Source organism: Halothermothrix orenii H 168, assembly GCF_000020485.1.
Classification (GTDB): domain Bacteria; phylum Bacillota; class Halanaerobiia; order Halanaerobiales; family Halothermotrichaceae; genus Halothermothrix; species Halothermothrix orenii.
Genome location: NC_011899.1, coordinates 300,837 through 326,766 on the forward strand (window position 1 = coordinate 300,837; position 25,930 = coordinate 326,766).

A 25,930-nucleotide genomic window follows, 5' to 3' on the forward strand; every position below is an offset into this window, starting at 1 on the left:
CAGAATAGAGATTACGTTTTCTGGTACAAAATGAGTTAATAATATACTTATTGTGGAATTGTTTATATAAATGTCAGGAGACTAAATATGATACAACCTGCTTCCCTCGAAAGTGAACATTTTATAGTATTAATCCCCCGGGGAAAGGTGTATAGTCTGGCCCGGGGGATTCAGAAGTTTATTTCTGAAAATTGTAGGATTTCTGATGATGTTTTTTTCCCTGAAATTCATATTACCCTGGACAGGATTAAAAAGGGTTACAGGGATGAAGTTGTTGCAATTGTGGAAAAGGTTATAAACAAATACAAAAAGATAGATATCTGTGTTAATACAGACCAGAGTTTTCATTTTTATCAAAATAATTTTCTTGTGATGGATATTCTTAACGAGGGCCCACTGATGGAGTTTGCCCTGAATCTTCACCGCGAATTAGAAAAAAGAGGCCTGTCTACAATTAATAATTATCATCAATGGGACCTTCACATTACTCTTTTGAGCAATCTCTTTGCCTCCAGGCCTATTCCCGACAAACTATTCCGCCATATTTATTATTACATTTCATATAATACTAATAAAAAACAGTATGCCTCCGAGGCAGACCGGTTAGAGGTCTGGCGCCCTGAACCAGACCCGGAAAACAGGTGTCTGGCATCTTTTAAGTTATAACTGGTTTTACTTAATAGATACGGGTCAACCAGATAAATAAGGGTATAGTTACCAGGGAAAATAAAGTTGTGATAAAGACACCTTCAGAGGCAAATTTATAATCCCCCTCAAATTTTTCTGCAAAAATAACACCACTGGCAGCTGCTGGCATAGCCAGTAATAGCACACTGATATCCCTTATGATTTGTGGTAGATCAAACTGTATTAAAATTAAAAATCCGATCAGTGGAATTGCTATCAATTTTAGCAGGCATAACAGATATAGATAGTAGTCTTTTATAATGGTTTTAAACCTGACATTAGTAAGGGAACTTCCTATAATTATCATTGACAGGGGAAAGGTCATTTCACCTACTTTGTCCAGGGCCCCTTCTATCGGGAGTGGAAGTTTAATGTTACCAAGGAATAAAATAAATCCAATAACAACTGCTATCAGTCCATTATTTACAAGGTTGTGTAGCTTAATATTGCTACCTTTTTCATCTTTTATAAAGAGATAAATACCGAAAGTCCATACAAGTACATTAAAGATAATGTTATTTATAACTGCATAGAGGATACCCAGTTCAGGGTATATGGTGTCAATAACAGGGTACCCCATATACCCTACGTTTCCAAAAATAAGCAAAAACTTGAAAACGGTCTTCCTTTTAGAAGGCAGGGATAACTTACTGGTAAATATCAAGACCAGTGCAATTACCGTCAAATAACTTGCTATTGAAATAAAACCTATTTTCTTTATATTATCCATGATATCTGGATTAAATTCAATGGCCATAGATGAAATTATCAGGGCCGGCAAGGTTACATCTACCAGTATATTGGAAAGCCCTTTATTTATTTCTTCATTAATTAATTGCTTTTTTCTGAGTACAAAACCCAGGAAAATAATTAAAAATAAGACCAGTATTTGATTTATTATAATACCCATAAAGGTTTTGACTCCTTTCTCCCAATTAACTTCTGTCCCCTTAATTAACTTAAATTATTTTAACATGAATAAAAATAGGTGTCAAAATTAAAATACAAGTTTTTTGAAAATTAATACTATTAAACCGGGAGGTTTTCTGGAAGATGGTAGGCTTGATAGAAACTATTAAGGATAGGTGTCACGAGTGTTATGCCTGTGTCAGGAATTGCCCAGTTAAGGCTGTCAGGGTAAAAAACAGACAGGCCGAGGTTATCAGTGACCGGTGTATTCATTGTGGTAATTGTGTCCTGGTATGTTCCCAGGGAGCCAAGAAGGTCCGAGATTTTAAGGAAATTGCTAAACAGTTCTTACAGGATAATGATAAAATAGTAGCCGGTCTGGCTCCCAGTTTTCCTTCATATGGCAATCAACTTTCCCTTGATGACTGGGTAAGTTATTTGAAGTCACTGGGTTTTAACAGGGTTTATGAGGTGGCCTGGGGTGCAGAAATGGTTATTAAGGAATATAAAAAAATATTAAAAAAGGCAACAGGTCCTGTGATTAGTTCGGCATGTCCGGTAATTGTTAATCTAATAAAAAAATATTACCCCGATCTCCTGACCTACCTGGCAACGATTGTTTCTCCCATGAAAGCCCTGTACCGGTATATTAAAAAAATAGAAGGAAATGATGTGAAAGTAGTTTTGATAGGTCCCTGTCTTGCTAAAAAAGGTGAGTTTGAAGGATATGAAGATGTAGTAGTTCTGACATTTAGTGAAATAGCTGAACCCGGTCAAAACAGTGGTGATTATCAAAAGATAATTACAGCTTCAAAGCAAGAGGTAACAGATCGCAGAAATACTGATACCATCAAAAGAGAACCAGATGATGAGAGCCGGGCTCTTCCCCTGGCCGGAGGATTAATCCGGGCTATTACTGGAAAATGTAATATATTTCCAGAGGGTTATAATCAGGTTGAAGGTCGGGAGAAGGTAATTGATCTATTAAATAGTATCAGGAATGGTGAAATAAAACCTCGATTTGTTGATGCATTATTTTGTGAGGGTTGTATTAACGGGGTTGATTTGTATCATGAAAATTACTTCAAAAAGGAAAAGGCGGTCTTTAACTTTATCAACCGGGCTAAAGATAATAATGTTGCTCAGGCGAAGTATTCTGAAACAGTAGCTTCCAGAATCTCTTTAAAAGTTAAGTTTAAAGAAGATTATAGGGAACTTGCCAGCCCGGGAGAAGAAGAAATCTGGAGTATATTAAATCAAACAAATAAGTTTACTGAAGAGGATTTACTGGACTGTGGAGCCTGTGGTTATGCAACGTGCTGGGATAAGGCTATTGCCGTTTATCAGGGGCTGGCTGAAGTTGAAATGTGTTTACCATACCTTATTAATGAGAAGCGGTCTGAGCTTAAAGAGATTCAAATATTGAATAAAGAGATGGATACATTGATTAATTTCTCCTGTGATGGCCTGGTTATGGTCAGTAAAGATGGCCGGATAGAACGTGTTAATCATTCGTATCTGAACATGGTAGGTTTTAAAAGGCAGGATTTAATCGGAAAGAGAGTTGAAGAGCTAGAAAAGGAGAGATATATTTATCCATCTGTTGCCAGTCTGGCCCTTAAGGAAAAACGGAATATTACCCTGGTTGAAAATACCTCTGATAAAAAAAGACTTTTGGCAACAGCTAATCCGGTTTTTAATGAAAATGGTGACCTGGAGTGGGTGGTGGTTAATGTCAGAAATTTAGATTTAATAAATGATGAAAAGGATAAAGAAAAGGAAAAGTTAAAAAAATATCTTGATAATGCCCCTCAGCTGGATAATAACCCCGAGGGTAATACGGGCCATATAATTGTTAGTTCAGATGAAATGAAAAATATATTAATGACCTGTCGTAAGATAGCTGGAACAGATTCGACTGTTTTAATAACTGGAGAATCAGGGGTTGGAAAAGAAGTTGTTGCCAGGTATATTCATGAACAGAGCCCGGGGAGGCAAGAATTTGTAAAAATTAACTGTGCTGCAATTCCCGAAAGCCTGCTCGAATCCGAACTGTTCGGGTATGAAACCGGTGCTTTCAGTGGAGCCAAAAGAGCGGGCAAACCTGGTTTGATTGAAAAAGCTGACAGGGGAACTCTCTTTCTGGATGAAATCGGTGAAATGCCCCTTAATATGCAGGCAAAATTACTTCAGGTTCTTCAGGAACGGAAACTTACCAGGATAGGTGGGGTAAAACCCGTGAAGATAGACTTTAGATTGATTGCAGCTACTAATAGGGATTTACGGCAAATGGTCAGGCAAAAATATTTCAGGCAAGATTTATTTTACCGCCTTAATGTTGTACCTCTATATATACCCCCATTACGGAAAAGGCCTGAAGATATTTTATCTCTTATTAAATATTTTCTTGATCAATATTGTGAAAAATATAATAAACAGATTAAGCTAACCAGGGATGCGGAAGAACTACTGCTCAGTTATAGTTGGCCCGGAAATGTTCGTGAATTAACTAATCTGATAGAGAGGTTGGTGGTAACTTGCGAAGAATCTTTTGTTGACCGTAATATTATTATTGAATATATCGATAATCCTGAGGTCAAGACACCGGAGATTTTAATAAATAAAATAATGCCCTTACCTGAGGCTGTTGCCAGAGTCGAAAAGAAATTACTTTCCATGGCCAGGAGTAAAGGTAACTCCACTTATGATATGGCTAAATTACTGGGGGTTAATCAATCCACAGTTGTCAGGAAATTACATAAATATTTTAAACAGTAATTAAGGAATTTTAAAGATAATTAACAGTCTGTTATCTGAATCAGGTTAATTATAAACGGGGATAAATTAGTATAGTCATTAGTTATTTAAGTCACTATTTCTAATGCAGGGTCGCATTATATAATGCATCCCTGCATTTTTTTATATTAATAATATTTTATCACGAATCTAAGAAAACCGTGGAAAACCGTACAGGAACATTAAGGTTGTGCCACGGGCACTCCGTATTTAAGAAAACCGTACAGGAACATTAAGGTTGTGCCACGGGCACTCCGTATTTAAGAAAACCGTACAGGAACATTAAGGTTGTGCCACGGGCACTCCGTATTTAAGAAAACCGTACAGGAACATTAAGGTTGTGCCACGGGCACTCCGTATTTAAGAAAATCGTGCAGGAATATTAAGGTTGTGCCACGGGGTATCTTATGGCACAAAACTTGCAATATATATTGATGAAACCTGTTTAAAGGGGGGGCAGGACTTTATTGGAGAAAAAATTCACAAAGGAGGTTGGTGTCAGTGAACAGGGTTAGTTTTCTGGAAAGGTTGCATAATATACAGGAAACTTATGGCTTCATATCTGAAGGAGAGATCAGGAAGTTGTCCCAGGAGTATAAGATGCCCAGAGCCAGGATTTATGGCGTTATTAGGTTTTATTCAATGTTTTATACAGAACCAGTTGGTAAATATATAGTCAGGGTATGTGATAGCTTATCCTGCCACATTAATGATTCGGAAGGGATTGTAGAGGTAGTAAAAGATTATCTCGGAATTAAAAATGGTGAGACTACTGAGGATAAGAAATTTACCCTTGAAGTAGTAGAATGCCTGGGACACTGTGGTGAAGGCCCGGTTATGATGGTTAATGACAGAATTTATACCAGGGTTAGTCCTAATATGGCTCTTGAAATACTGAGAGATTGCGTATAGTAAGGGGAGGGAAATAAATATGACTGAAAGACTTTTTTTAAAGCAAAATGAAGTCAGTGATTTTGATAGTTATAAGTTTCCGGCCCTGAAAAGGGCCCTGGACATGGATAAAAAGGATATTATTGAGGAACTTAAGAAATCAGGTCTCAGAGGAAGAGGAGGGGCTGGCTTTCCAACCGGGTTGAAGTGGGAATTAGCCTTAAAGGAAAAAGCTGGAGAGAAATATATAATCTGTAATGGTGATGAAGGAGAACCTGGTACTTTTAAAGATCGATATTTACTAGAAAATAGTCCCTTGAAGGTACTGGAGGGAATATTAATCGGTGCCTATACCATTGGTGCTCATCAGGGGTATATTTATATCCGGGGGGAATATGCTTTACCCATTAATATATTTAGACAGGTAATTAAGGAAGCAAAGAAAAGAGGTATTCTGGGTAATAGGGTAATGGGTAGTGATTATAGTTTTGATCTCAAGCTAATTAAAGGAGCCGGGGCCTATGTATGTGGTGATGAAACTTCATTAATTAATTCCATAGAAGGAAAACGTGGTACCTCCAGGATTAAGCCACCTTATCCAACCCGGCAGGGTTTATTTAATAAACCAACAGTTGTTAATAATGTTGAAACTCTGGCAGCAGCTGCTGAAATAATTCTACAGGGGGCTGATAAATATGGTTCAATGGGAACAGAACAGAGTAGAGGGACCAAACTGGTCTGTTTGAGTGGTGATATATGTAATCCGGGTGTCTATGAAGTGGAATTTGGTACTATGACCATAAAAGAATTAATCGATACCTTTGGTGGTGGTGTTAAATGTAGTAGTGGGCTTAAATTTGTAATCCCCGGGGGAATCTCAACATCAGTCCTGAAAGATGATGAACTGGATATTCCCTACACTTATGAGGACATTGAAAAAAAGGGGAGTTCTCTGGGATCTGGAGCTGTGGTGGTAGTGAGTGAAGACCATTACCTGCCGGATTTAATGTTAAATGTATCCCGGTTTTTTATGGATGAGACCTGTGGGACCTGTTTTCCCTGTAGAGAAGGTAATAGGAGGGTTCATCTGCTATTAAAAAATAAAATCAGTGATGGCCGATTTGACCGGGATGAAAAGAAATTAATATCTGATATTGGTAGGGCTATTCATCTGGCTGCTAGATGTGGCCTCGGACAGACTTCATTAAATTTTGTAACTTCAGTTTTAAATAAATTTGAAGATGAATTAATGGTCGGGAGGGATTAGAGTGGTAAAAATAAATATTGATGGGCTTGATCTGGAGGTCAGAGACGGAATTAGTATCCTGGAAGCTGCTCGCCAGGCCCATATTAAAATACCAACCCTATGCTATGAAGAAGGATTATCCGTATATGGTGGTTGTCGGTTATGTGTGGTTGAAATTGAAGGAGAAGCCCTTTTAAAACCTGCCTGTGCTACAGAAGTTAATGATGGTATGGTAATCAAAACCCACTCCCCTAAAGTCAGAGATGTTAGAAGAACTTTATTTGAATTAATAGTTGCCTCCCATAATATTGATTGTCAGTTAAATTGCCTAACCTGTAGTCGGGCCGGAAGCTGTGAACTGAGGGAAATTGCCGAGGATATAGGTGTCAGTAATATCAGATTAGCTACCTATGACAAAGGTTACAGGGATGACCGGTCCAGTTATTCAATTGTGAGGGAGCCTAATAAATGTATAACCTGTGGTCGGTGTATCAGAAAATGTGAAGAGGTCCAGGAGGTAGGTATTTTTACAACAGCCAATAGAGGACCGGCAACAGTGGTAACAACCTTCAAAGAAAAAGGAATGGGGAATGTGGAGTGTACTAACTGTGGTCAGTGTATCCATGCCTGTCCGACAGGGGCCTTACATGAGGTGTATCACTATGAAAAAGTCTGGGAGGTGCTTCATGACAGGGATAAATATGTGGTAGTCCAGACGGCACCTGCTGTCAGGGTGGCCCTGTCTGAGGCCTTTGGATTAAAACCGGGAACTATTTTTACAGGGCAGATGGTTGCTGGATTGAGGCGACTGGGCTTTGACCGTGTCTTTGATACTAATTTTACAGCTGATTTAACCATCATGGAAGAGGGAACTGAATTGATAGAGCGGTTAAATAATAATGGTGAGCTACCGATGTTTACTTCCTGTAGTCCGGGCTGGATTAAATATATAGAACACTTCTACCCTGAATTTATAGATAATTTGTCTACCTGTAAGTCACCACAGCAGATGTTTGGAGCGATTGCCAAATCTTATTATGCTGATAAAAGTAATATACCGAGGGATAAAATAGTTGTAGTTTCGGTTATGCCCTGTACTGCCAAAAAATTTGAAGCCAGAAGACCGGAAATGGAGGGCGATGTTGATTATGTTCTGACTACCAGGGAACTGGCCCGGATGATTAAAGAGGCAGGAATTGATATTACTAACCTTAATGCTGAAGAGCATGATAAACTAATGGGAACATCATCGGGGGCTGCTGATATTTTCGGCGCAACCGGTGGGGTAATGGAAGCTGCCCTGCGGACAGCCTATGAACTGGTAACCGGTGAAAAACTCGGTCAGCTGGACTTTAAGAATGTAAGGGGTGAAGCCGGAATTAAGGAAGCAGAAGTTACCTTAAATGGAACTCAGTTGAAGGTAGCAGTAGCACATGGTCTGGGAAATGTCAGAAAACTGATGGAGCTGATAAAATCAGGAAAAGAGTATCATTTTGTTGAGTTAATGGCCTGTCCCGGGGGATGTATTGGTGGTGGTGGTCAACCTATTCCCACCAGTGAGGATATAAGAAGAAAGCGAATTGAAGCTTTATATAAGATAGATAAAAATAAAAAATTAAGGAAATCCCATGAAAATCCGTATATTAAAAAACTATATCAAGAATTCCTGGATAAACATGGAAGCCATAAAGCCCATGAACTGCTCCATACCCATTATATAAACAGGGGTGTTTAAGATATGAATGAAGTTCCTCAGGCAACGATTGAAAGACTGGTGGTTTACTATCGATATTTAAAGAAAATGGCTGAACGCGACCTTGAAGATACCATTTCTTCAAAAACCCTGGGTGACGCGGTAGGTACTTCAGCTGCCCAGGTCAGGAAGGATTTATCCTATTTTGGAGAATTTGGATGTAAAGGGGTGGGTTATGATATAAATAGTTTAAAGAAATGTCTGGAACGCATTCTGGGGTTTAATAGAGTCCGGGAGATTGCCCTGGTAGGGGCAGGTAATTTAGGGAGGGCTCTTGTTAACTATCAGGGATTTAAGGAAATGGGTATGGAAATTGTTGAGGTTTTTGACTGTGATATTGATAAAATCAATAACAGGGTAGGAAGGCTTACCGTTAGAAGTGTTAATGAGATGGAAAAAATAATCAGGAAAAGAAATATAAAAACAGCAATTATAGCAGTACCTGAAGAAGAAGCCCAGGGAGTAGCCAGTTCCCTGGTGAAAGCAGGTGTTAAGGCAATATGGAACTTTGCACCTGTAGCTTTAAACCTGCCTTCAGAGGTAGTGATATATTATGAGGACCTGGCTTCAAGTCTGGTCTGGCTGATTTATAAATCAGGTCATGGGAACTTAAAGGTTAATGTTAAGTAAGGGTATTCTTTATGATATTCTTAGATATTCTCAGATATCCTTATATGAACGGGAAAGGGGTCTGGATATGAACGGTATCCGGACCTCCTTTTTTTTATTTGCTATAAGTGGTAAAATAAATATAATGAAATACAGGAGTGATTGCAATTATGGCAGCTAATGGAGATTTAATTGAATTGAAGCTGGACACTTTAGGTCATGGTGGGGAAGCAATTGGACGGTACCGGGGACTGGTTGTTTTTGTTCCTGAGGGTATACCAGGGGAGAAAGTAAGAGTCAAGATTAAAGAGAGAAAGAAAAATTATGCCCGGGGTGAGATTAAAGAAATATTAACCCCGGCTCCGGAGCGGAAAGAGCCTGAGTGTGAAGTATTTGGCCTGTGTGGAGGATGCCATCTTCAACAGATGGATTACTCCTTACAACTGCTTCACAAACAGAAAATTGTTAAGGATACCCTGGAAAGAATAGGGGGTTTTGAGGAAGTAAGGGTTAATGAAGTTATAGGAGCAGACCATCCCTGGATCTATCGGAATAAGGCCCAGTTTCCCCTTGGAAGTGATAATGAAGGAAGGGTTATAACCGGTTTTTATCAAAAGGGCACCCATCAGGTTGTACCCCACCGTCAGTGTGTTATCCAACATCCCTTAATTAATAGAATTGCCAGAAAAACCATTAGTATATTAAATAATTACGATTTAACGGTTTATGATGAAAAAACACATACCGGTTTATTGCGTCATCTGGTGGTCAGGGTCGGAATATGTACCAATCAGGCCCTTTTAATATTTGTTACCAGGGATAAAAAATTTAAAGAATTACAGGAAATAGCCAGGAAGTTGATGACAGAGATTCCTGAGCTTAAAGGAGTCCTGCAGAATATTAATCCCCGGCGTACCAATGTTATTATGGGAGATAAGACCCTCCTGATCAAAGGTAATGATTATTATATAGATTACATAGGCTCTATCAGATATGCTATTTCTCCACATTCTTTTTTCCAGGTAAATACTTTACAGACAGAAAGACTTTATAATACTGTTAGGAAATATGCCGGATTAAGTGGTCAGGAAACAGTAGTTGATGCCTATTGTGGAGCAGGTAGTATTGGTATTTACCTGGCCGGTGAAGCCAGGACTGTTTACGGGATAGAAGTGGTGGGGAGTGCTATTGAGGATGCGGAACGTAATGCCGCCTTAAATGGTATAAATAATTGTATTTTTATTAAAGGTAAGGTAGAGGATAAATTACCGGAACTGGTTGATAAAAAAAAGATAAAACCTGATGTTATTATATTTGATCCCCCGCGTAAAGGCCTTGATAAGGAAACTATGGCTACAGTTTTAGAGGTGTTACCCCCAAAAATTGTTTATGTTTCCTGTAATCCAGCCACCCTGGCCCGGGATTTAAAAGAAATTAAAGCCTGCTATGATATAAATGAAGTCCAACCGGTAGATTTATTTCCACAGACATATCATGTGGAGTGTGTTGTAAAACTTGAGTCAAATGTTTAAAAAACAAAAAGTCCAGGGGTTACCCCCTGGACTTTAATTACTTTATTTATATTGAAAAAATGCTATTGATGGGCTTTTATAAAAGCCTCAATAGACCTATCATAGGTTTTTTCTACTTCAGGTGGAAAGAGGCAACCTGGCAATTCACCACGTTGACGGTGGTAAGTAATACATTCACAGCATTTCCCCTTTCGCGGGCATGGATCATAAGTACAGGTACAGTTTGATTTATTTCTGGTTATTGTACACTCCATGTTAATCCCTCCTGATATTTTTGGAATATGTCCTGAAACATTAAAAAATTCCCAGAATCAGTGATTAACTAAAAATTTATTATTATATAATATTTTTTATTTATATTATTGTGTTCTGGTTCAATTGATAAAATCCTCCCTGATTGCAAGAAAATATTTTTATGTAATTAGATTCAAGTATAATAGTACAGGTTCTTAAATATTGATTTTTAAATTAAATTCTATGACGACTTTCATCGATTAACAACTATCCTAATATTTAAATTTAGCAACTGAACATATTACGAAAATTGTATTAATTTTATATATAAAAAAGGAATTTGTAGTATTTTTATAGAATAAAATAATATAATCAAAATAAATAAAAAAATTTATTTTACATATATTTTTATTATTTTTTTAATGTTTATAAACAAATTAAGAGTTTTTCAGGGGGGGAATCAGGTGAAACTGAAGGTCACAATGTCGGCGTTTATCAAAAAAGGGGGCAAGGCCATTAGTAATTTCTTTTTAAAGATAGAAAAAGGATTGATAAACCTATTAAACAAATTTAAAATCGGGAAAAGGTTGATGTTTTTTATTTTACTTTTAATTATTCTGGTAATTGGCCTGAACTCTTACCTATCTTTAAATACCTTTACAGGATATGTAACAAACCAGCAGAAACAGAATATGCTGGAAGGCCTTTATAGTATAGACCAGTTACTGGAGAATAAGAGAACAGAACTGAGTGGTTATGCCAGGCTTTTATCACAGGTACCTGCTGTAAAGGAACTGGTTACAGGTGAGGGCAGGGTTGATGTTCTCTTTGATTTACGGACAAATCTGGATATAGTAAATTTGGCCATCAGGGATTCTGAGTTTAGTTTAGTACATAGTTTTATGGCAGAAGATCCCCTTGGAAATAAAAAAGAGTTAACAAGTAAATTAGAGCAGTTGCTTTTTCAGGGGATTACGGTTCCTTTTATATCCAGGACTGAATCAAACATATATATTAATTCAATTGGACCGATAACAGGGGAATTTGGTATTGAAACCATTGGTTCCCTGATTATATCTGATCCTATTAACACAACCTTACTGGACCAGATTTCTAAAAATACCGGGTATATAGTCCAGTTGTATGCCGGTGACGAACTACTTTTTAATAATTCTGATGCCAGTGAATTCAGTTCAATAGACCTGGTTGATGAAGACATTATAACCAGTCTTAATAAAAGTGAAGAAAGTGGTGAAGAATTTTATATAACTAACAAAAACCTTGAGTCCGGTTCTTATCTGGTAGGTTATTATCCAATAAAGAACTTTTTCGGGGATAATATAGGCTACCTGACTCTGGTATCTTCCCAGCAGGGAGTAACCCGGCTGGTCGAAAATACTCAAAAAAGGACCGTATTATATGCTGTAATCTTTATTATAGCTTCTTTCTTGATTGTTTTATTAATTACCCGCAGTATTACAGTTCCCTTAAAAAAGGTCATTGAAGTAACCAATAGTGTTGCTGATGGTGACCTGACCCGGATGGTAAAAAATAAATCCCGGGACCAGCTGGCAGAAATGACAAAGAATTTTAATAAGATGGTTCAGAACCTGAGGTCAATAGTAAAAGAGCTTATAAATTCATCTGAAAATGTTTATAATATGTCTCAAAATTTATCAGCTAATACTGAAGAGGTTACTGCAGCTTCCCAGGAGGTTGCAGCAGCCAGTGAAGAAATAGCAGCAGGTACCGAAGAACAGGCTGAAAAAACCGAAAAAGCAACCAGAATTCTTTCAGAAATCAAAACCAAAGCTCAGAATGTGGCCAGTAGCTCTGAAGAAGTGTTCCAGACAGTTGAGCAGGCTTTTGACAGGTCCAGTTATGGACTGGAAGTAATGGGTAATGTCAGTGAAAATATGGACCAGATCCTGGAAGAAGTCCAAAATACCCAGTCAGAGGTATTGACCCTTGCTGATAAGATTAAAAAAATCAATACTATAGTAGAAGCCATTAATTATATTAACGAAGAGACCAGTCTTCTCTCACTCAACGCCGCTATCGAGGCAGCCAGGGCTGGAGAAGCCGGTAGAGGGTTTGCCGTAGTAGCAGATGAAATCAGGAAACTGGCTGAAGAGTCCAATAAATCTGTCCAGGAAATCAATCATATTTTTGAACAGATAAATACAGCTACCGGTAATGTTGTTGATTCTATGGAAAAAAGCAGCAAACTGGTTGAAGAGGGTGAAAAGTCAGTAGAAAACGCCGAGGAGGTATTTGGTCAGATTCAGGAAGCAATTAATAAATCTAAAAAAGTAGCCCGGGAGATTAATAGATATGTCCAGGAACAGCTTGAGGGTACCCGGGAAATATCTGATGCCGTAGAGGAAATCAATAAAATATCAAGATCCAATGCTGAAGGGGCAAAACAATCTGCCAGGACCAATGAAGAACAGACAGAGGTTATTGAACAGATGGCCCAGGCAGCAGATGAACTGGCCCATATGGCTGATAACCTCCAGAGAATGGTAAATCAGTTCAGGATTTAATCTATTTATGATACAGATTAGAAATACATAAGTGATTAAAAAATAACAAAGGATAACAAACGTTACTGGTAATCTACAGTTAATGAATCAGGTTTAATTACCCCTACTGGTTTATTGATATGATTACTCTTCAGATAGTAGTTGATTATTATTAACCTACTACCCTGGGGGAGGCATATTATATCTCGGTAGGGGTTTTTTCTAGTAATTAATAAGATTATCAGGTATAATATAAAAAGGAATCAGTAGTTACATAAAATGGAGTTCAGGGGGTAGTTTATAATATGAATGTATTTCTTTTAATATTTTTTATTTTATTGGCGATAGCCGGGCTTATTTTTAAAGTAGATGCCGGTGTATTTGCCGGACTTGGTTTAGCAACCTGGCAGGTAATCAGGCTCAGAATAAATAAAACCTTAAATTTGGTTACTATATTAATAACAACCATAATGGGGTCAGTTTATTTTTATATTACAGATAATACCTTATTCCTTATTCTATTTATCTTTATTGAATTATATAATCTGCTGGGCCATATTTCCATCACCAGACGAGAAGAGTCTTGACAAATTAATAATTTTATCATATAAAAGAAAATAGGGGTTTTATAGTCATTAATAATTTACTGATTTAAAACTTTTTCTCCCTGTATTTAAATGTTTTTATTTGTTTTTGTTTAATATGAAAATGGGGTCAGAATACAGAATAATAGGTATATTTTAGTGGTTTAAAATTAAAAAATGTTTACAGGTAAACAGTTATTTAATGATAGTAGTTCTATATAAAAGTAGTTAATAACCTAAGGAGGGATTTGCAATGCCAACTTATCTATATGAATGTGAAAATTGTGGACGTTTTGAACACTTTCAAAAAATAACTGATGACCCTATTGAAACCTGCCCGGAATGTGGTGGGAAAGTGAGGAGAATAATTGGTTCTCCCGGTATAATTTTTAAGGGTTCTGGCTTTTATGTAACCGATTCCCGCAAAAAGAATAATAAAAAGTCTTCAGACCAGGAAAAGGCGTCCTGATTTGATTATTGTCAGTGCCTGTCTTCTGGGCAAAAAATGTCGGTATGATGGGAAGGCAAAGTTAAATAATCGCCTTGTTAAATTACTTAAAGATAAAGAAATAATACCGGTTTGTCCGGAGCTGGAGGGGGATTTGCCTGTACCCCGCCCTCCAGCTGAAATAATAGGTGGAAACGGTTTTGATATCCTGAAAGGCAGGGCCAGGATAAAGAATAGAGAAGGTCGGGATGTTACTGATAATTTCATAAAAGGTGTTAACAAAGTAATAACAAGAGTGGATTTAAAGGATATCAGGATGGCTATCCTGAAAGAAAGAAGTCCCAGCTGTGGTGTTAACTGCATTTATGATGGTTCCTTTAATGGTAAACTTAAAGATGGGTGTGGTGTCTTCACAGCCCGGCTCCTTAAAGAAAAAATTCCGATTTTTTCTGAAGAAGAAACAGGTAAATTAATAAATCAAGGCCTTTTATAATCCATCAGGATTTTAGATTTTTCAGTAACAAAATACAAGTTTTTTATTATGAAATTCGTTTTAATTACTTAGTTAAAAAATTCTTTTTGAAAAATAAACATGGAATCAGAATGTAAACGGCTTAACATGAAGATGTTAAGCCGTTTTTTAATGTCTAAGAAATTATACCCAAAAGTTTTTCTATGGATAATTTACGACATCAAGAAATTTACCTTTTAAATGATTATGGCCGAAGGCCAATTTGTTCTATTCGTTATTCCCCAATGTTAAAAATTGGATATTACAAAAGAATAAAAACAGGGGGGGCTGAGGCAACATAAGTTAAAAAGGGTTATTAAAATATGAAAGGGGTTGGCAGAGTGAAAAAAAAGATTATAACCCTTCTGGTAATTTTAGGTATTACCGGAATTTCTACTGTAGTATATTTCACTGCACTGAATACAAATACTGAAGCAGCACGACCTACTCTTTACTGGGGAACAAGTGGTAGTAATGTAAGGTTGGTTCAATGGAAGCTACAACAATGGGGATATTATGAAGGGAGAATAGATGGTTATTTTGGTCCGGAGACTTCAGAAGCAGTCAGGGAGTTTCAGAGGAAGAATGGGCTCAGGGTTGACGGACTCGTCGGTCCTCAGACCTGGGCAGCCCTTGGATATGAAGCCCGTCCTACTACATATGCCAGGCAAACAGCGGCAGCAGTTAGCAGAAATGATGATGTCCAGCTACTGGCGAGGTTAGTTCATGCTGAAGCAAGAGGGGAACCATACCGGGGACAGGTTGCGATTGCAGCAGTAGTCCTGAACAGGGTGGAAAGCCCCTCATTTCCCAACAGTCTAAGTGGGGTTATATACCAGCCACTGGCTTTTGAATCAGTGGCCAATGGGCAGATCAATTTACCACCTACCCAGGAAAATTTACGGGCAGCAAGAGCAGCACTTAATGGATGGGATCCAACCTACGGTTGTTTATTTTTCTGGAATCCTTCAAAACCGGTTAGCCGGTGGATCTGGTCCCGTAGGGTAGTAACGACAATTGGTAGCCATGTATTTGCCCAGTAATAGAAATTAGCATGTAACGTTTCAAACTTAAATTTAATCTAAAGCTTATAAAGGAGGAATAAAAAATTAAGATTAATCGCAACTGGATCATTCCTGTGTTGATTGCTGTACTGGTTGCAGGGGCAATTGGATACTGGGGATATGATCAATACCGGGACAGGCAGCAATTAGAGATATATCTCGGTAATAAATATCAACAGGCTTTTTATGAACTGGTTGAACGTGTTGAGCAATTACAGGTCTTACTGGGGAAAACTATGGTATCCAGTTCCCCCCGTCAAAATATTTTGATTTTAACAGACGTCTGGAACCATGCTACAACTGCCCAGGAGCAGTTAAACAGGCTTCCTCTTTCCAATCAGGCTGCCTTCAGGGCTGCCAAGTTTTTAAACCAGACCGGGGATTATGCCCATGTTCTGGCCCAGAAAAATGCTGAAGGAAAAGTATTAACGGCAGAAAACAGGAAAAAATTAGTTGAATTACGCCAGCAGGCCGCCAGAGTCAGTGCATCTTTACATGACCTCGAGAGTCAGGTATTCAGTGGAGATATAAACTGGGTTGAACTTGTTAAAGGAACAAGAGGCAAGATGCAGGAGAATAAACCCAATCCTATGCTGGATGGATTTGATGAAATCCGGAGTGAGTTAAGTAAATATCCTACCCTGATATATGATGGTCCCTTTTCAGACCATATAACAGAGACAAAACCCAGGGGGCTTCAGGGTAACGAGGTAACCAAAACAGAAGCCAGAAGAAAGGCTGAAAAGGTAGCTGATTTTGTAAATAATGATGGAATTAATGTTTCCCGGGGGAAAACGGTGAATGGGAGAATACGTTCTTATAACTTTCAGGTTAAAAATGATGACGGAGAGGTTTATTCTGTAGATATCAGCAGAAAAGGTGGTCATCTGGTTAATATGCTGACCAGCCGGCAGGTAGCTGGAGCAAAAATTGGGCAAAAAGAAGCTGCGGAAAAGGCCCGTGATTACCTGGCCCGGATTGGTTACCCCAATATGGAACCAACATATTCTGAGATTAATGATAACATAGCTTTTATTTCCTTTGCCTACAAGCCTGATAATATTATCTACTATACAGATATTATTAATGTTCAGGTAGCCCTTGATAATGGACAGATTCTGGGTGTTGAAGCCCTGAATTATTTGATGTCACACCGGGAAAGGGAAAAACAGGAACCAGAGATCAGTGAAGAAGAAGTAAGGGGTATGGTAAATGATACTCTTGAAAAAATAGAGAATATCAGGCTGGCTGTTATCCCTGAAGAAAGTCTAAAAGAAGTCTTTACCTATGAGGTCAGGGGTACAATAGGTGAAGAAACCTATCTCGTTTATATAAATGCTAAAACAGGTGTTGAAGAACAAATCTTAAAGGTAATCAAAGGAAAACAGGGTACTTTTGCCCTTTAGGGTTTTTTTACCTTATATTAACAATAACCTCTTTTTTTAGGCCCTCTCCCATGTTATAATTAATTAAAATTATAGGAAAAAAACTTTTTATGGAGGATTAAGATAACATGGAGAGGGTTTCTGTAATCAAATGTGATTCATATAAAGGGGTTGAAGAAAAGGTTGTGTCGGCTGTTAAATTGCTGGGTGGTATAGAGAAGTTTGTTAAACCCGGTCAGAAAGTGCTTTTAAAGGTAAACCTGCTTATGGGAAAACCCCCGGATAAGGCTATTACTACCCACCCCCGGGTAGTAAAGGCAGTTGGTGAATTGGTAAAACAGGCAGGGGGACAGGTAATAATCGGGGATAGCCCTGGAGGTCCCTTTACTAAAAATGCCCTTAGAAAAATATATAGGGTCACCGGTATGGAGGAAGTGGCAGAGGAACTGGGAGCTGAACTTAATTATGATGTTGAACAGGAGAAGGTAGAATACCGGTCTGGAATTATAACAAAATCATTTATAGTAGGTAAATATATAACCGGGGCCGATGTAATTATCAATATACCGAAATTAAAGACCCATGGTATGACCATGTATACCGGGGCTGTTAAGAATTTGTATGGGGCTATTCCCGGTCTTCTCAAAGCTGATTACCATTTGAGAATGCCTGAACTGAGCCACTTCTCCCAGATGCTAATAGACCTGGCTTTTTGTGTTAAACCAGCCCTGAACATTATGGATGGGATAATCGGAATGGAAGGGGACGGTCCTTCGGGAGGGACACCTCGTAAATTTGGTTATATTCTGGCCAGCGCTTCTCCCCTTGGCCTTGATGTAGCAGCTCTGTTTTTAATGGGGGTCAGGCCATTAAATAAAGTACCTCTAATAAAGGCTGCCCGGGAACGTGGAGAAGTAGCTGATATAACCGATATTAACCTTGTTGGTGATAAGTTATACCCACTGGATGATGTTGAAATTCCCCAGGGGGACAGGGTATCCAATCTACTGGATAAAAGGCTACCAGGACCCCTTGCCAATATATTAGGTTATTTACTCAGGCCCAGACCTGTTTTTGATCATGGTAGATGTACCGGATGTCAGGTTTGTTTTAAGCACTGCCCGGCTAAAACCATAGAAATGGTTGCCGGAAAACCTGAAGTTAATTTAAATAACTGTATCAGGTGCTTTTGCTGTCAGGAACTATGTCCTTATAATGCTGTAGATATTAAGCGACCTTTACTCGGCAGGTTAATTTTCTAATCAATGCAGGAGGTGATAATATGGTTATTGGGGTAGTATCTGATACTCATATACCTACAAAAGCCAGATCGTTACCTGAGGAATTGGTTACAGGTCTTAAAGATGTTGATTTAATTATTCATGCCGGGGATGTTATAAATGTAAAGACTCTGAATGAATTTAAAAAAATAGCTCCTGTTAAAGCAGTATCCGGCAATGTTGATCTCCCTGAAGTAAAAAAAATGTTGCCTGATAGACTTAATTTGACCCTTGAAAATAAAAAAATAGGGGTGGTCCATGGTCATAATCTGAGGGGTCATATAATGGATAGACTGGGTTATATTTTTCCGGAAGCTGATATTATAATTTTTGGTCATACCCATCATCCGTTAAACCGTAGAATTAATGGCCAGTTATATTTTAATCCTGGATCTCCTACTGACAAACGTTTACAACCACATTATACTTATGGTATTATTGAATTATCAGGAAAAAATATAAATAGTAAAATTATAGAATTCTAAAAAGGGGGATTCATCAATGGCTTTATATGATCTGGCTCATCAACTCGCAAGAGAAATAAAGAATTCAGATGAATATACCCGCTATAAAGAACTTAAGGATAAAATAATGTCAAATGAAGCTACCAAAAGTATGTTGCTTGATTTTCAAAAACAACAAATTAATATCCAGTCCAAACAAATTAATGGACAGACAATTACTGATGAAGAGAAGGAGAAATTTGAAAACATAAAAGAGCTTATTAATTTGAATTCTGATATTAAAGAATACCTGGATGCAGAATACAGGATGGGTGTCTTATTCAATGATATTCAAAAAATACTCTTTGGGGGACTTGAGATCGGTATTACCGAAAATGAAAAAAGCACCCGGTAAAAGTGGGTGCTTTAAATTTCATTTCCTTTTTTATAGTTATGTCTCTTAAAACCGGTCTTGTTATACGGGTTTTACTTCCTTTACTCCAGGAACTTTTTCCTTTAAGACCCTTTCAATTCCGTTTTTGATAGTCATGGTTGACATCGGACACCCCTGACAGGCACCCAGTAATTTAACTTTTACTATACCTTTTTCATCATCAACGTCAACCAGTTTTACGTCTCCACCATCGGCCTGAAGGCTTGGTCTAATTTTATCAATGATTTTGGCAACCTCTTCTTTCATCGGTACACCTCCCTATTGAATTTTTCCTGTTAATATTATACCATTATTACTGGTAAGTTTATGTTATCCTGGACACAAAAATATCCAGTGATTATTATACTATAAATCTAAGTTTATTTAAACTAATTTTTAATTATTTTCCCCATTTTTAGTAGAAACCTTAATATAAAGGGTCAGTTCTTCAGAAATAACCAGGTATATTAACTCCAGTCTATAGACTTCATCTTCAATTACTAAATAACGATCATTAATTAGGTCCCTGATAAGGAGTGCGTCTATATCCTTTATTTCTTTTCCAGGTAGGCCTGATAAAAGTTTTTTTATTTTCTGGATTATATCCTGCTGGGTATGCTTGTTTAACTCACTCCTTAATTTTATCTGGACATTGTTTATATAGTGTCGTCTCGAAATTTTTAAATTTTCTTTAAGCTGGTCTATCTGTTCCTGCTGTTCTTCATTTTTTATTTTTAATTCCCGGTTAGTTAGAATTAAATTATCGATTCTCCGACTTAAATATATATTTAGCAGAGTAGCTCCTACAATTGTTCCTAAAATAAAAACTGCTAAAATAAAGATTAATTCACCTTTTGTAAACGAAAAAATAGGATAGAACAAATTTTACTTACCCCCGCAGAAGACAATAACTAGCCAGTAACCGAGCTGGGCTCCCATAAAGGCGCTGAGCAGGATAAAAAATTGTTGCACAATTATGGATAAATCCCCCTGGGTAAAGACACCTTCCAGCATTCTGAGGTTGGTGAAGGTCCCCCCGATAGCACTGATAATTGCATATAATTTAAGGTCATCGGCTATATCAGTTAAGGTTTTAAGAGGTGGCTGGTTAATTAAAACCCCACCGATGCTACCAATAAAGGAACCACCCAGGACAACTCCCAGGGCAATAAAAAAGACAGGGACAACCCGGTTCATATAATCACCTCAATAAATTATAATTTAAAGGAAGGGTAATTATGACTGCAAATTTTGTCCACCTTCATGTCCATACTGAATATAGCCTCCTCGATGGCGCCATAAGGTTAAAAGACCTGGTCAAAAAGACAAAAGAATATGATATGCCCGGTGTAGCTATTACTGACCATGGTGTCCTCTATGGGGCTATTGATTTTTATAAACTGGCCAGGCAATATGGTATTAAACCGATTATCGGATGTGAAGTCTATCTTACCCCTTCTTCATTCCGGAAAAAAGATACCCGTGAAAGATACCACCTGCTTCTCATTGCTCAAAACCGGGAGGGTTATCACAATTTAACAAAAATCGTTTCCCGCTCCTGGCTTGAGGGGTTTTACTATAAACCCCGGGTTGATAAAGATTTGTTATACCAGCACCGTAAGGGTTTGATATGTCTGTCTTCCTGCCTGCAGGGGGAAATTCCCCAGTTAATTTTAAAGGACAGGCTTCAGGAGGCAGAACAGGCCATCAAAGAATATGAAGCTATTTTTGGCAGGGAAAGTTTTTATCTGGAGTTACAGGATCATAACCTGGGTGATGAAAAACTGGTTAATTCCAGGTTGATTGAGCTTTCAAACAAACTGGGAACCCCACTGGTGGTTACCAATGATTCTCATTATCTCAATAGAGAAGATGCCTCCCTCCATGATGTCTTACTGGCAATGCAGACCGGAAAGACTATTAATGATGAAAACCGTCTTTCTTTTACAGGAGAAGAATTTTACTTCAAGTCTCCGGATGAGATGAAATCCCTTTTCCCGGACATAGAGGATACCTATTTAAATACTGTAAAAATTGCCGAGATGACGGATATTGATTTTGATTTTAACACCTTTTATATCCCTGACTTTCCTGATGCTAAAGGGGATAAAACCCCTGTAGAGATACTAAGGGATAAATGCCAACAGGGTTTGAAAGAAAAGGGTTTAGAGGATAATAAAGAAGCAAGAGAACGGCTCCAGTATGAGCTGGAGATCATAGAAGAGATGGGCTATGTATCTTATTTTCTAATAGTCTGGGATTTTGTCAATTTTGCCCGCCAGAAAGGGATAAGGGTAGGACCAGGTCGGGGTTCTGCAGCCGGTAGCCTGGTATCCTACCTGTTGGGGATAACCAAAATAAACCCCCTGAAATATGGTTTGATTTTTGAGAGGTTTTTGAATCCGGAAAGGGTAACAATGCCCGATATTGATATAGATTTTGATGAACGCCGTGATGAAATAATTGAATATGTCAAACAGCGCTATGGTCGGGAAAAAGTAGCCCAGATTGGCACATTTGGAACAATGGCAGCCCGGGCTGCTATCAGGGATGTCGGTCGGGTTCTTGATATTCCTTTAAGGAAAGTTGACCGGATTGCAAAAATGGTTCCGGGCCGGGTTACTATAAAAGAAGCCCTTAAAATGAATGATAATCTAAATAAATTATATCAGCAGGATAGTGAAGTAAAACGACTTCTGGACTATGCGTGTCGTGTTGAGGGAATGCCCCGTCATATTTCTACCCATGCCGCCGGGGTTATCATTGGTCCCGGGGATTTAAGTAATATTATTCCTCTCCAGACCCAGGATGAGAACATTATTACCCAGTTTCATATGGAGAATCTTGAGGAACTCGGGTTATTAAAGATGGATTTTCTGGGATTGAGAAACCTGACTATCATTAATAAGACCCTGAATTTAATTTCAAAAAGATATGGCCGGGAAATAGATGTAGATAATATCCCTCTCAATGATGATCGCGTTTATAAAATGCTACAGGAGGGTAAAACCCCGGGTGTATTTCAGATGGAGTCAAGGTTATTTCAGGACCTTAACCGTCGTTTAAAGCCAGAAAAATTTTCGGATTTGATAGCCCTCCTGGCCCTGGGGCGCCCCGGACCCCTGGGCAGCAATCTGGTGGAACAGTATATAAAAAGCAGGCACGGTGAAATTGAACCTTCATATTTACACCCTGAACTGGAACCTATTCTTGAAGAAACCTTTGGTTTAATTTTATACCAGGAACAGGTCATGGAGATAGCCAGCAAACTGGCCGGTTATACCATGGGTGAGGCTGATTTATTACGCAGGGGGATGGGAAAAAAGAAAAAAGAGTTAATTAGTAAGGAACGGGAACGCTTTGTTGAAGGAGCGGTTAAGAACGGTATTGAAAAGGAAGTAGCCCATAAAATCTTTGATCAGATGGAGTATTTTGCCGGTTATGGCTTTAATAAATCCCATAGTACTGCCTATGCCATGCTGGCCTATCAGACGGCATATCTAAAGGCAAATTACCCGTCTGAATTCATGGCAGCTCTCCTGTCAACGGTTATGAATAACCTGGATAAGGTTGGTCAGTATATCAGGGAATGCCAGGAGATGGGGTTAAGGGTACTTCCTCCTGATGTGAACAGGAGTGGTTTTGAGTTTGAAACAACCCCTGATGGGGATATAAGTTTTGGCTTGAAGGCAATCAAGAATGTCGGTATTAAAGCTATTGAGGCTATTATTGAGGAACGGAACCGGAACGGAAATTATAGTTCCCTGGAAGATTTTATAGAAAGGGTAGATACAGGCAGGGTAAATCTGCAGGTTATCGAATCTCTTATAAAGGCAGGTGTTTTTGATAGCTTTAATACTTACCGTTCTCAGATGCTTATAAAATATGAAGAAATTTATGAAAAACTGGGTAGCAGGTCCCGTAACCGGGCCCAGGGTCAGACATCATTTTTTGACCTTTTTTCTGAAGATGAAAAGTTCTATAATCAGTCTATTGAATATCCAGAAATTGAAGAATTACCCCTTGAAGAAAGGCTTAATCAGGAAAAAGAGTATCTGGGTATTTACCTTTCCGCTCATCCCCTCGATCCTTTTAAGGATAAGATAGATCATTTTATTTCGACAACCAGTCAGGATATAAAAGATTATGAAGGGGATAAGGTGACAATCGGTGGTGTTGTGGTTGATTTTAAGGAGCATATTACCAGGACAAATAAGAAAATGGCCTTCTTGACTTTGGAGGATTGGTTGGGTAATATTAAGGTAGTCGTTTTCCCCGATCTTTATAATCAGCTGGATATTAATCTGGAAAAAGGTTTAAAACTTCTGATTACCGGTAGGGTAGATGATGGTAGTGTTATTTCTAATAAAATAATATCCCTTGAGCAGGATTTTATTGAAATAGATGTAACTTCTCTGGATAGTGATAAACTTAAGGAATTAAAAAATCTTTGTCAACAATACAGAGGGGACTGTCCCCTGTTCATAAATGTTGGGGATACCTGCTTGTTGAGCGGGATAAATTACTGGGTATCTGACGGGGGAGCCTTCTTACAGAAGGCAAAAAAACTTGTTGGGATAAATAATGTAAAGATATGGTCATCATAAATTAATTAAAACAGGCAGGGGGAGAATATAATTATGTTAACCAGAAAAGAAAGGGATCCACTAGGTGAAAAGGAAGTACCCAGGGATGCATATTACGGAATTCAGACCCTGAGGGCAGCTGAAAATTTTCAAATTACCAATTTGAGGATTCACCCGGAATTAATAAAATCTCTTGCCTATGTAAAAAAGGCAGCAGCTTCTGTAAATATTGAAATAGGTATGTTGAATGAGAAGATAGGTAAGGCTATTATTCAGGCTACAGATGAAGTAATTAATGGCTCCCTTAATGAAGAGTTTATAGTTGATGCCCTCCAGGGCGGGGCCGGCACTTCTATAAATATGAATATGAATGAGGTGCTCGCCAACCGGGCTATAGAAATTTTAGGTGGAGAAAAAGGTGATTATAGTCTGGTTCACCCCAACAACCATGTAAATATGGGGCAATCTACCAATGATGTTTATCCTACTGCAATAAGGATTACCGCAATAAAGCTTTTGAGAAGGGCACTTGAAGAATTATCATCAATGTATGGGGCCCTTACCAGAAAATCGGGGGAATTTGACCATATTATTAAAATGGGGCGGACTCAGTTACAGGATGCAGTCCCCATCAGGCTGGGTCAGGAATTTGGGGCCTATGCCAGTGCCATTAAAAGGGATATAAGGAGGATTAAAGAAACAGTAGCTGATCTAAAGGTGGTAAATCTGGGGGCCACTGCCATCGGTACTGGTTTGAATGCCGATCATGAATATGTTAACAATGTAACCAGACGTTTAAATGAGTTAACCGGGCTTGATTTAACCCAGGCAGATGACCTTATCGATGCTACCCAGAATGCAGATGCCCTGGTTGAAGTTTCCTCAGCTCTTAAGACCTGTGCAGTTAATCTTTCCAAGATAGCCAGTGACTTACGTTTATTATCTTCAGGGCCCCGGGCCGGATTGAACGAAATAAACCTGCCGGCTGTACCGCCCGGGTCTTCAATTATGCCGGGGAAGGTAAACCCTGTTATTCCGGAAGTTGTAAATCAAATTGCCTATCAGATAATCGGTAATGATACCACTATAACTATGGCTGCAGAGTCAGGTCAGCTGGAGTTAAATGTTATGATCCCGGTTTTAACATTTAACCTTTTCCAATCAATAGAGATATTGAAAAATGGAGTAAAAACCTTTACTGAAAAAGCCATTGAGGGAATTACTGTTAATGAAGAAAGGTGTAAAGAACTTGTGGATAAGAGTGTCAGTATCATTACTGCAATTAATCCCCATGTTGGTTATGAAGTTGCATCCCGGATTGCTAAAAAGGCTTTAAAAACCGGGAAGTCGGTTAAAGAATTAATCCTGGAAGAAGGGGTGCTTAATGAAGAAGAACTTAAATTGATATTAAACCCCTATGAGATGACAGAACCCGGTATTGCCGGCAAGGAGTTACTTGAAGGGCATTAATTTACTGGTAAAAAACTGGAGGTTATAGGTTATGAATGAGGTATTTTTATGGCTTGATAAATATTTATCCCGGGAACTTGCTGTATTAATTACAGCCTGTCTCCCTTTTATCGAACTCAGGGGCGCTATCCCCCTGGCCATATCCCTTGGTTTTTCTCCCATTAAAGCCTTCTGGCTTGGGATTATAGGTAATGCTATTCCGGTAATCCCCCTGTTGGTTTTACTGGAACCTGTCAGAAAGTGGTTGCGGAGAAGGTTCAGGTTTATGAATAAATTTTTTTCCTGGCTGGATGAACGAACATTAAAAAAGAGTGATAAGGTAGATAAGTATGGTGCTTTGGGCCTTATCTTGTTTACAGCTGTACCCTTGCCAACAACAGGGGCCTGGACTGCCAGTCTGGCAGCAATATTATTTAAAATTAAATTCCGTTACGCTTTTCCTGCCATTATGGTTGGCATACTTCTGGCCGGATGTGTTGTTACCTTAATGAGTTCTGTATTTTTATAGGGATTAAAAGAAGACAAATGGCTAATCAGCCACAAC

The 25,930-nt window shown here is 38.4% G+C and carries 24 protein-coding genes; 19 read left to right on the top strand and 5 right to left on the bottom strand.

All coding sequences use genetic code 11. The annotated features are described in order from the left end of the window. Positions 1–87: 87 nt before the first annotated feature. A complete protein-coding gene (locus HORE_RS01580) occupies positions 88–666 on the top strand; it encodes a hypothetical protein (protein ID WP_012635242.1) in 579 nt (192 codons plus the stop codon). 10 nt (positions 667–676) lie between these two features. On the opposite strand, the gene HORE_RS01585 is transcribed toward HORE_RS01580, so the two are convergent. Next, complete coding sequence (locus HORE_RS01585) at positions 677–1,597, bottom strand: AEC family transporter (RefSeq protein ID WP_012635243.1); 921 nt, start codon at positions 1,595–1,597, stop codon at positions 677–679. A gap of 143 nt (positions 1,598–1,740) precedes the next feature. On the opposite strand from HORE_RS01585, the gene HORE_RS12245 reads away from it, so the two are divergent. The 6 genes from HORE_RS12245 to rlmD all read left to right on the top strand — a co-directional run bounded on the left by HORE_RS12245 (position 1,741) and on the right by rlmD (position 10,423). Further along, positions 1,741–4,374: a sigma 54-interacting transcriptional regulator gene (locus tag HORE_RS12245; protein ID WP_012635244.1), complete on the top strand. Its 2,634-nt coding sequence runs from the start codon at positions 1,741–1,743 to the stop codon at positions 4,372–4,374. A 519-nt stretch (positions 4,375–4,893) separates the two neighbouring features. Then, a complete protein-coding gene (nuoE, locus tag HORE_RS01595; RefSeq protein WP_012635245.1) occupies positions 4,894–5,304 on the top strand; it encodes an NADH-quinone oxidoreductase subunit NuoE in 411 nt (136 codons plus the stop codon). A gap of 19 nt (positions 5,305–5,323) precedes the next feature. After that, positions 5,324–6,550, top strand: coding sequence for a complex I 51 kDa subunit family protein (locus tag HORE_RS01600; RefSeq protein WP_012635246.1), 1,227 nt, complete (start codon positions 5,324–5,326; stop codon positions 6,548–6,550). 1 nt (position 6,551) lies between these two features. Then, positions 6,552–8,264 carry an NADH-dependent [FeFe] hydrogenase, group A6 gene (locus HORE_RS01605; protein ID WP_012635247.1) on the top strand — a complete coding sequence of 571 codons (1,713 nt, stop codon included), beginning with the start codon at positions 6,552–6,554 and terminating at the stop codon, positions 8,262–8,264. Between the two features lie 3 nt (positions 8,265–8,267). Next, the gene (locus HORE_RS01610; protein ID WP_012635248.1) at positions 8,268–8,912 is read left to right on the top strand and encodes a redox-sensing transcriptional repressor Rex; all 645 of its coding nucleotides are present in this window, start codon (positions 8,268–8,270) and stop codon (positions 8,910–8,912) included. Positions 8,913–9,061: 149 nt separating this feature from the next. Further along, complete coding sequence (rlmD, locus tag HORE_RS01615; protein WP_012635249.1) at positions 9,062–10,423, top strand: 23S rRNA (uracil(1939)-C(5))-methyltransferase RlmD; 1,362 nt, start codon at positions 9,062–9,064, stop codon at positions 10,421–10,423. Between the two features lie 62 nt (positions 10,424–10,485). Here rlmD and HORE_RS01620 read toward each other — a convergent pair whose 3' ends face one another. Further along, complete coding sequence (locus tag HORE_RS01620; RefSeq protein WP_012635250.1) at positions 10,486–10,677, bottom strand: DUF6485 family protein; 192 nt, start codon at positions 10,675–10,677, stop codon at positions 10,486–10,488. A 444-nt stretch (positions 10,678–11,121) separates the two neighbouring features. Here HORE_RS01620 and HORE_RS01625 point away from each other — a divergent pair, with 444 nt between their 5' ends. The 9 genes from HORE_RS01625 to HORE_RS01665 all read left to right on the top strand — a co-directional run bounded on the left by HORE_RS01625 (position 11,122) and on the right by HORE_RS01665 (position 19,312). Beyond that, complete coding sequence (locus HORE_RS01625) at positions 11,122–13,203, top strand: methyl-accepting chemotaxis protein (RefSeq protein WP_012635251.1); 2,082 nt, start codon at positions 11,122–11,124, stop codon at positions 13,201–13,203. 284 nt (positions 13,204–13,487) lie between these two features. After that, positions 13,488–13,769 carry a hypothetical protein gene (locus HORE_RS01630; RefSeq protein WP_012635252.1) on the top strand — a complete coding sequence of 94 codons (282 nt, stop codon included), beginning with the start codon at positions 13,488–13,490 and terminating at the stop codon, positions 13,767–13,769. Positions 13,770–14,019: 250 nt separating this feature from the next. After that, positions 14,020–14,235 carry an FmdB family zinc ribbon protein gene (locus HORE_RS01635; protein WP_012635253.1) on the top strand — a complete coding sequence of 72 codons (216 nt, stop codon included), beginning with the start codon at positions 14,020–14,022 and terminating at the stop codon, positions 14,233–14,235. 1 nt (position 14,236) lies between these two features. Next, on the top strand, positions 14,237–14,707 hold the full coding sequence (locus HORE_RS01640; RefSeq protein ID WP_012635254.1) for a 2-thiouracil desulfurase family protein: 471 nt from the start codon (positions 14,237–14,239) through the stop codon (positions 14,705–14,707). Between the two features lie 341 nt (positions 14,708–15,048). Beyond that, on the top strand, positions 15,049–15,768 hold the full coding sequence (gene sleB, locus HORE_RS01645; protein WP_012635255.1) for a spore cortex-lytic enzyme: 720 nt from the start codon (positions 15,049–15,051) through the stop codon (positions 15,766–15,768). Between the two features lie 95 nt (positions 15,769–15,863). Further along, positions 15,864–17,195, top strand: coding sequence for a germination protein YpeB (gene ypeB, locus HORE_RS01650; protein WP_012635256.1), 1,332 nt, complete (start codon positions 15,864–15,866; stop codon positions 17,193–17,195). Between the two features lie 107 nt (positions 17,196–17,302). Further along, positions 17,303–18,436, top strand: coding sequence for a DUF362 domain-containing protein (locus HORE_RS01655; RefSeq protein WP_012635257.1), 1,134 nt, complete (start codon positions 17,303–17,305; stop codon positions 18,434–18,436). A 20-nt stretch (positions 18,437–18,456) separates the two neighbouring features. Beyond that, positions 18,457–18,939 carry a metallophosphoesterase family protein gene (locus HORE_RS01660; RefSeq protein ID WP_012635258.1) on the top strand — a complete coding sequence of 161 codons (483 nt, stop codon included), beginning with the start codon at positions 18,457–18,459 and terminating at the stop codon, positions 18,937–18,939. 16 nt (positions 18,940–18,955) lie between these two features. Further along, on the top strand, positions 18,956–19,312 hold the full coding sequence (locus HORE_RS01665; RefSeq protein ID WP_012635259.1) for a YlbF family regulator: 357 nt from the start codon (positions 18,956–18,958) through the stop codon (positions 19,310–19,312). 60 nt (positions 19,313–19,372) lie between these two features. On the opposite strand, the gene HORE_RS01670 is transcribed toward HORE_RS01665, so the two are convergent. The 3 genes from HORE_RS01670 to HORE_RS01680 form a co-directional block, all read right to left on the bottom strand. Next, positions 19,373–19,597, bottom strand: a complete 225-nt coding sequence (locus HORE_RS01670) for a NifU family protein (RefSeq protein ID WP_012635260.1) — start codon at positions 19,595–19,597, stop codon at positions 19,373–19,375. A gap of 129 nt (positions 19,598–19,726) precedes the next feature. Next, a complete protein-coding gene (locus tag HORE_RS01675) occupies positions 19,727–20,212 on the bottom strand; it encodes a sporulation membrane protein YtrI (RefSeq protein WP_012635261.1) in 486 nt (161 codons plus the stop codon). A 3-nt stretch (positions 20,213–20,215) separates the two neighbouring features. Beyond that, positions 20,216–20,527, bottom strand: a complete 312-nt coding sequence (locus tag HORE_RS01680) for a YtrH family sporulation protein (protein ID WP_012635262.1) — start codon at positions 20,525–20,527, stop codon at positions 20,216–20,218. 41 nt (positions 20,528–20,568) lie between these two features. On the opposite strand from HORE_RS01680, the gene HORE_RS01685 reads away from it, so the two are divergent. The 3 genes from HORE_RS01685 to HORE_RS01695 are packed head-to-tail and all read left to right on the top strand — an operon-like array spanning position 20,569 to position 25,894. Next, complete coding sequence (locus tag HORE_RS01685) at positions 20,569–23,937, top strand: DNA polymerase III subunit alpha (RefSeq protein ID WP_012635263.1); 3,369 nt, start codon at positions 20,569–20,571, stop codon at positions 23,935–23,937. Between the two features lie 33 nt (positions 23,938–23,970). Beyond that, on the top strand, positions 23,971–25,386 hold the full coding sequence (aspA, locus tag HORE_RS01690) for an aspartate ammonia-lyase (protein WP_012635264.1): 1,416 nt from the start codon (positions 23,971–23,973) through the stop codon (positions 25,384–25,386). A gap of 31 nt (positions 25,387–25,417) precedes the next feature. Then, positions 25,418–25,894 (top strand): COG2426 family protein, encoded by a 477-nt coding sequence (locus tag HORE_RS01695; RefSeq protein WP_012635265.1) that lies wholly within the window; start codon positions 25,418–25,420, stop codon positions 25,892–25,894. The last annotated feature ends 36 nt before the right edge of the window (positions 25,895–25,930 follow it).

Bases quoted from the DNA above. Each gene is read 5' to 3' on its own strand.
- HORE_RS01660 (WP_012635258.1), top strand. From the start codon at position 18,457: ATGGTTATTGGGGTAGTATCTGATACTCATATACCTACAAAAGCCAGA.
- HORE_RS01635 (WP_012635253.1), top strand. From the start codon at position 14,020: ATGCCAACTTATCTATATGAATGTGAAAATTGTGGACGTTTTGAACAC.
- rlmD (WP_012635249.1), top strand. From the start codon at position 9,062: ATGGCAGCTAATGGAGATTTAATTGAATTGAAGCTGGACACTTTAGGT.
- HORE_RS01665 (WP_012635259.1), top strand. From the start codon at position 18,956: ATGGCTTTATATGATCTGGCTCATCAACTCGCAAGAGAAATAAAGAAT.
- HORE_RS01585 (WP_012635243.1), bottom strand. From the start codon at position 1,597: ATGGGTATTATAATAAATCAAATACTGGTCTTATTTTTAATTATTTTC.
- HORE_RS01610 (WP_012635248.1), top strand. From the start codon at position 8,268: ATGAATGAAGTTCCTCAGGCAACGATTGAAAGACTGGTGGTTTACTAT.
- HORE_RS01620 (WP_012635250.1), bottom strand. From the start codon at position 10,677: ATGGAGTGTACAATAACCAGAAATAAATCAAACTGTACCTGTACTTAT.
- aspA (WP_012635264.1), top strand. From the start codon at position 23,971: ATGTTAACCAGAAAAGAAAGGGATCCACTAGGTGAAAAGGAAGTACCC.
- HORE_RS01695 (WP_012635265.1), top strand. From the start codon at position 25,418: ATGAATGAGGTATTTTTATGGCTTGATAAATATTTATCCCGGGAACTT.
- HORE_RS01680 (WP_012635262.1), bottom strand. From the start codon at position 20,527: ATGAACCGGGTTGTCCCTGTCTTTTTTATTGCCCTGGGAGTTGTCCTG.
- HORE_RS01670 (WP_012635260.1), bottom strand. From the start codon at position 19,597: ATGAAAGAAGAGGTTGCCAAAATCATTGATAAAATTAGACCAAGCCTT.
- sleB (WP_012635255.1), top strand. From the start codon at position 15,049: ATGAAAGGGGTTGGCAGAGTGAAAAAAAAGATTATAACCCTTCTGGTA.
- HORE_RS01600 (WP_012635246.1), top strand. From the start codon at position 5,324: ATGACTGAAAGACTTTTTTTAAAGCAAAATGAAGTCAGTGATTTTGAT.
- HORE_RS01630 (WP_012635252.1), top strand. From the start codon at position 13,488: ATGAATGTATTTCTTTTAATATTTTTTATTTTATTGGCGATAGCCGGG.
- HORE_RS01685 (WP_012635263.1), top strand. From the start codon at position 20,569: ATGACTGCAAATTTTGTCCACCTTCATGTCCATACTGAATATAGCCTC.
- HORE_RS01580 (WP_012635242.1), top strand. From the start codon at position 88: ATGATACAACCTGCTTCCCTCGAAAGTGAACATTTTATAGTATTAATC.
- HORE_RS01655 (WP_012635257.1), top strand. From the start codon at position 17,303: ATGGAGAGGGTTTCTGTAATCAAATGTGATTCATATAAAGGGGTTGAA.
- HORE_RS12245 (WP_012635244.1), top strand. From the start codon at position 1,741: ATGGTAGGCTTGATAGAAACTATTAAGGATAGGTGTCACGAGTGTTAT.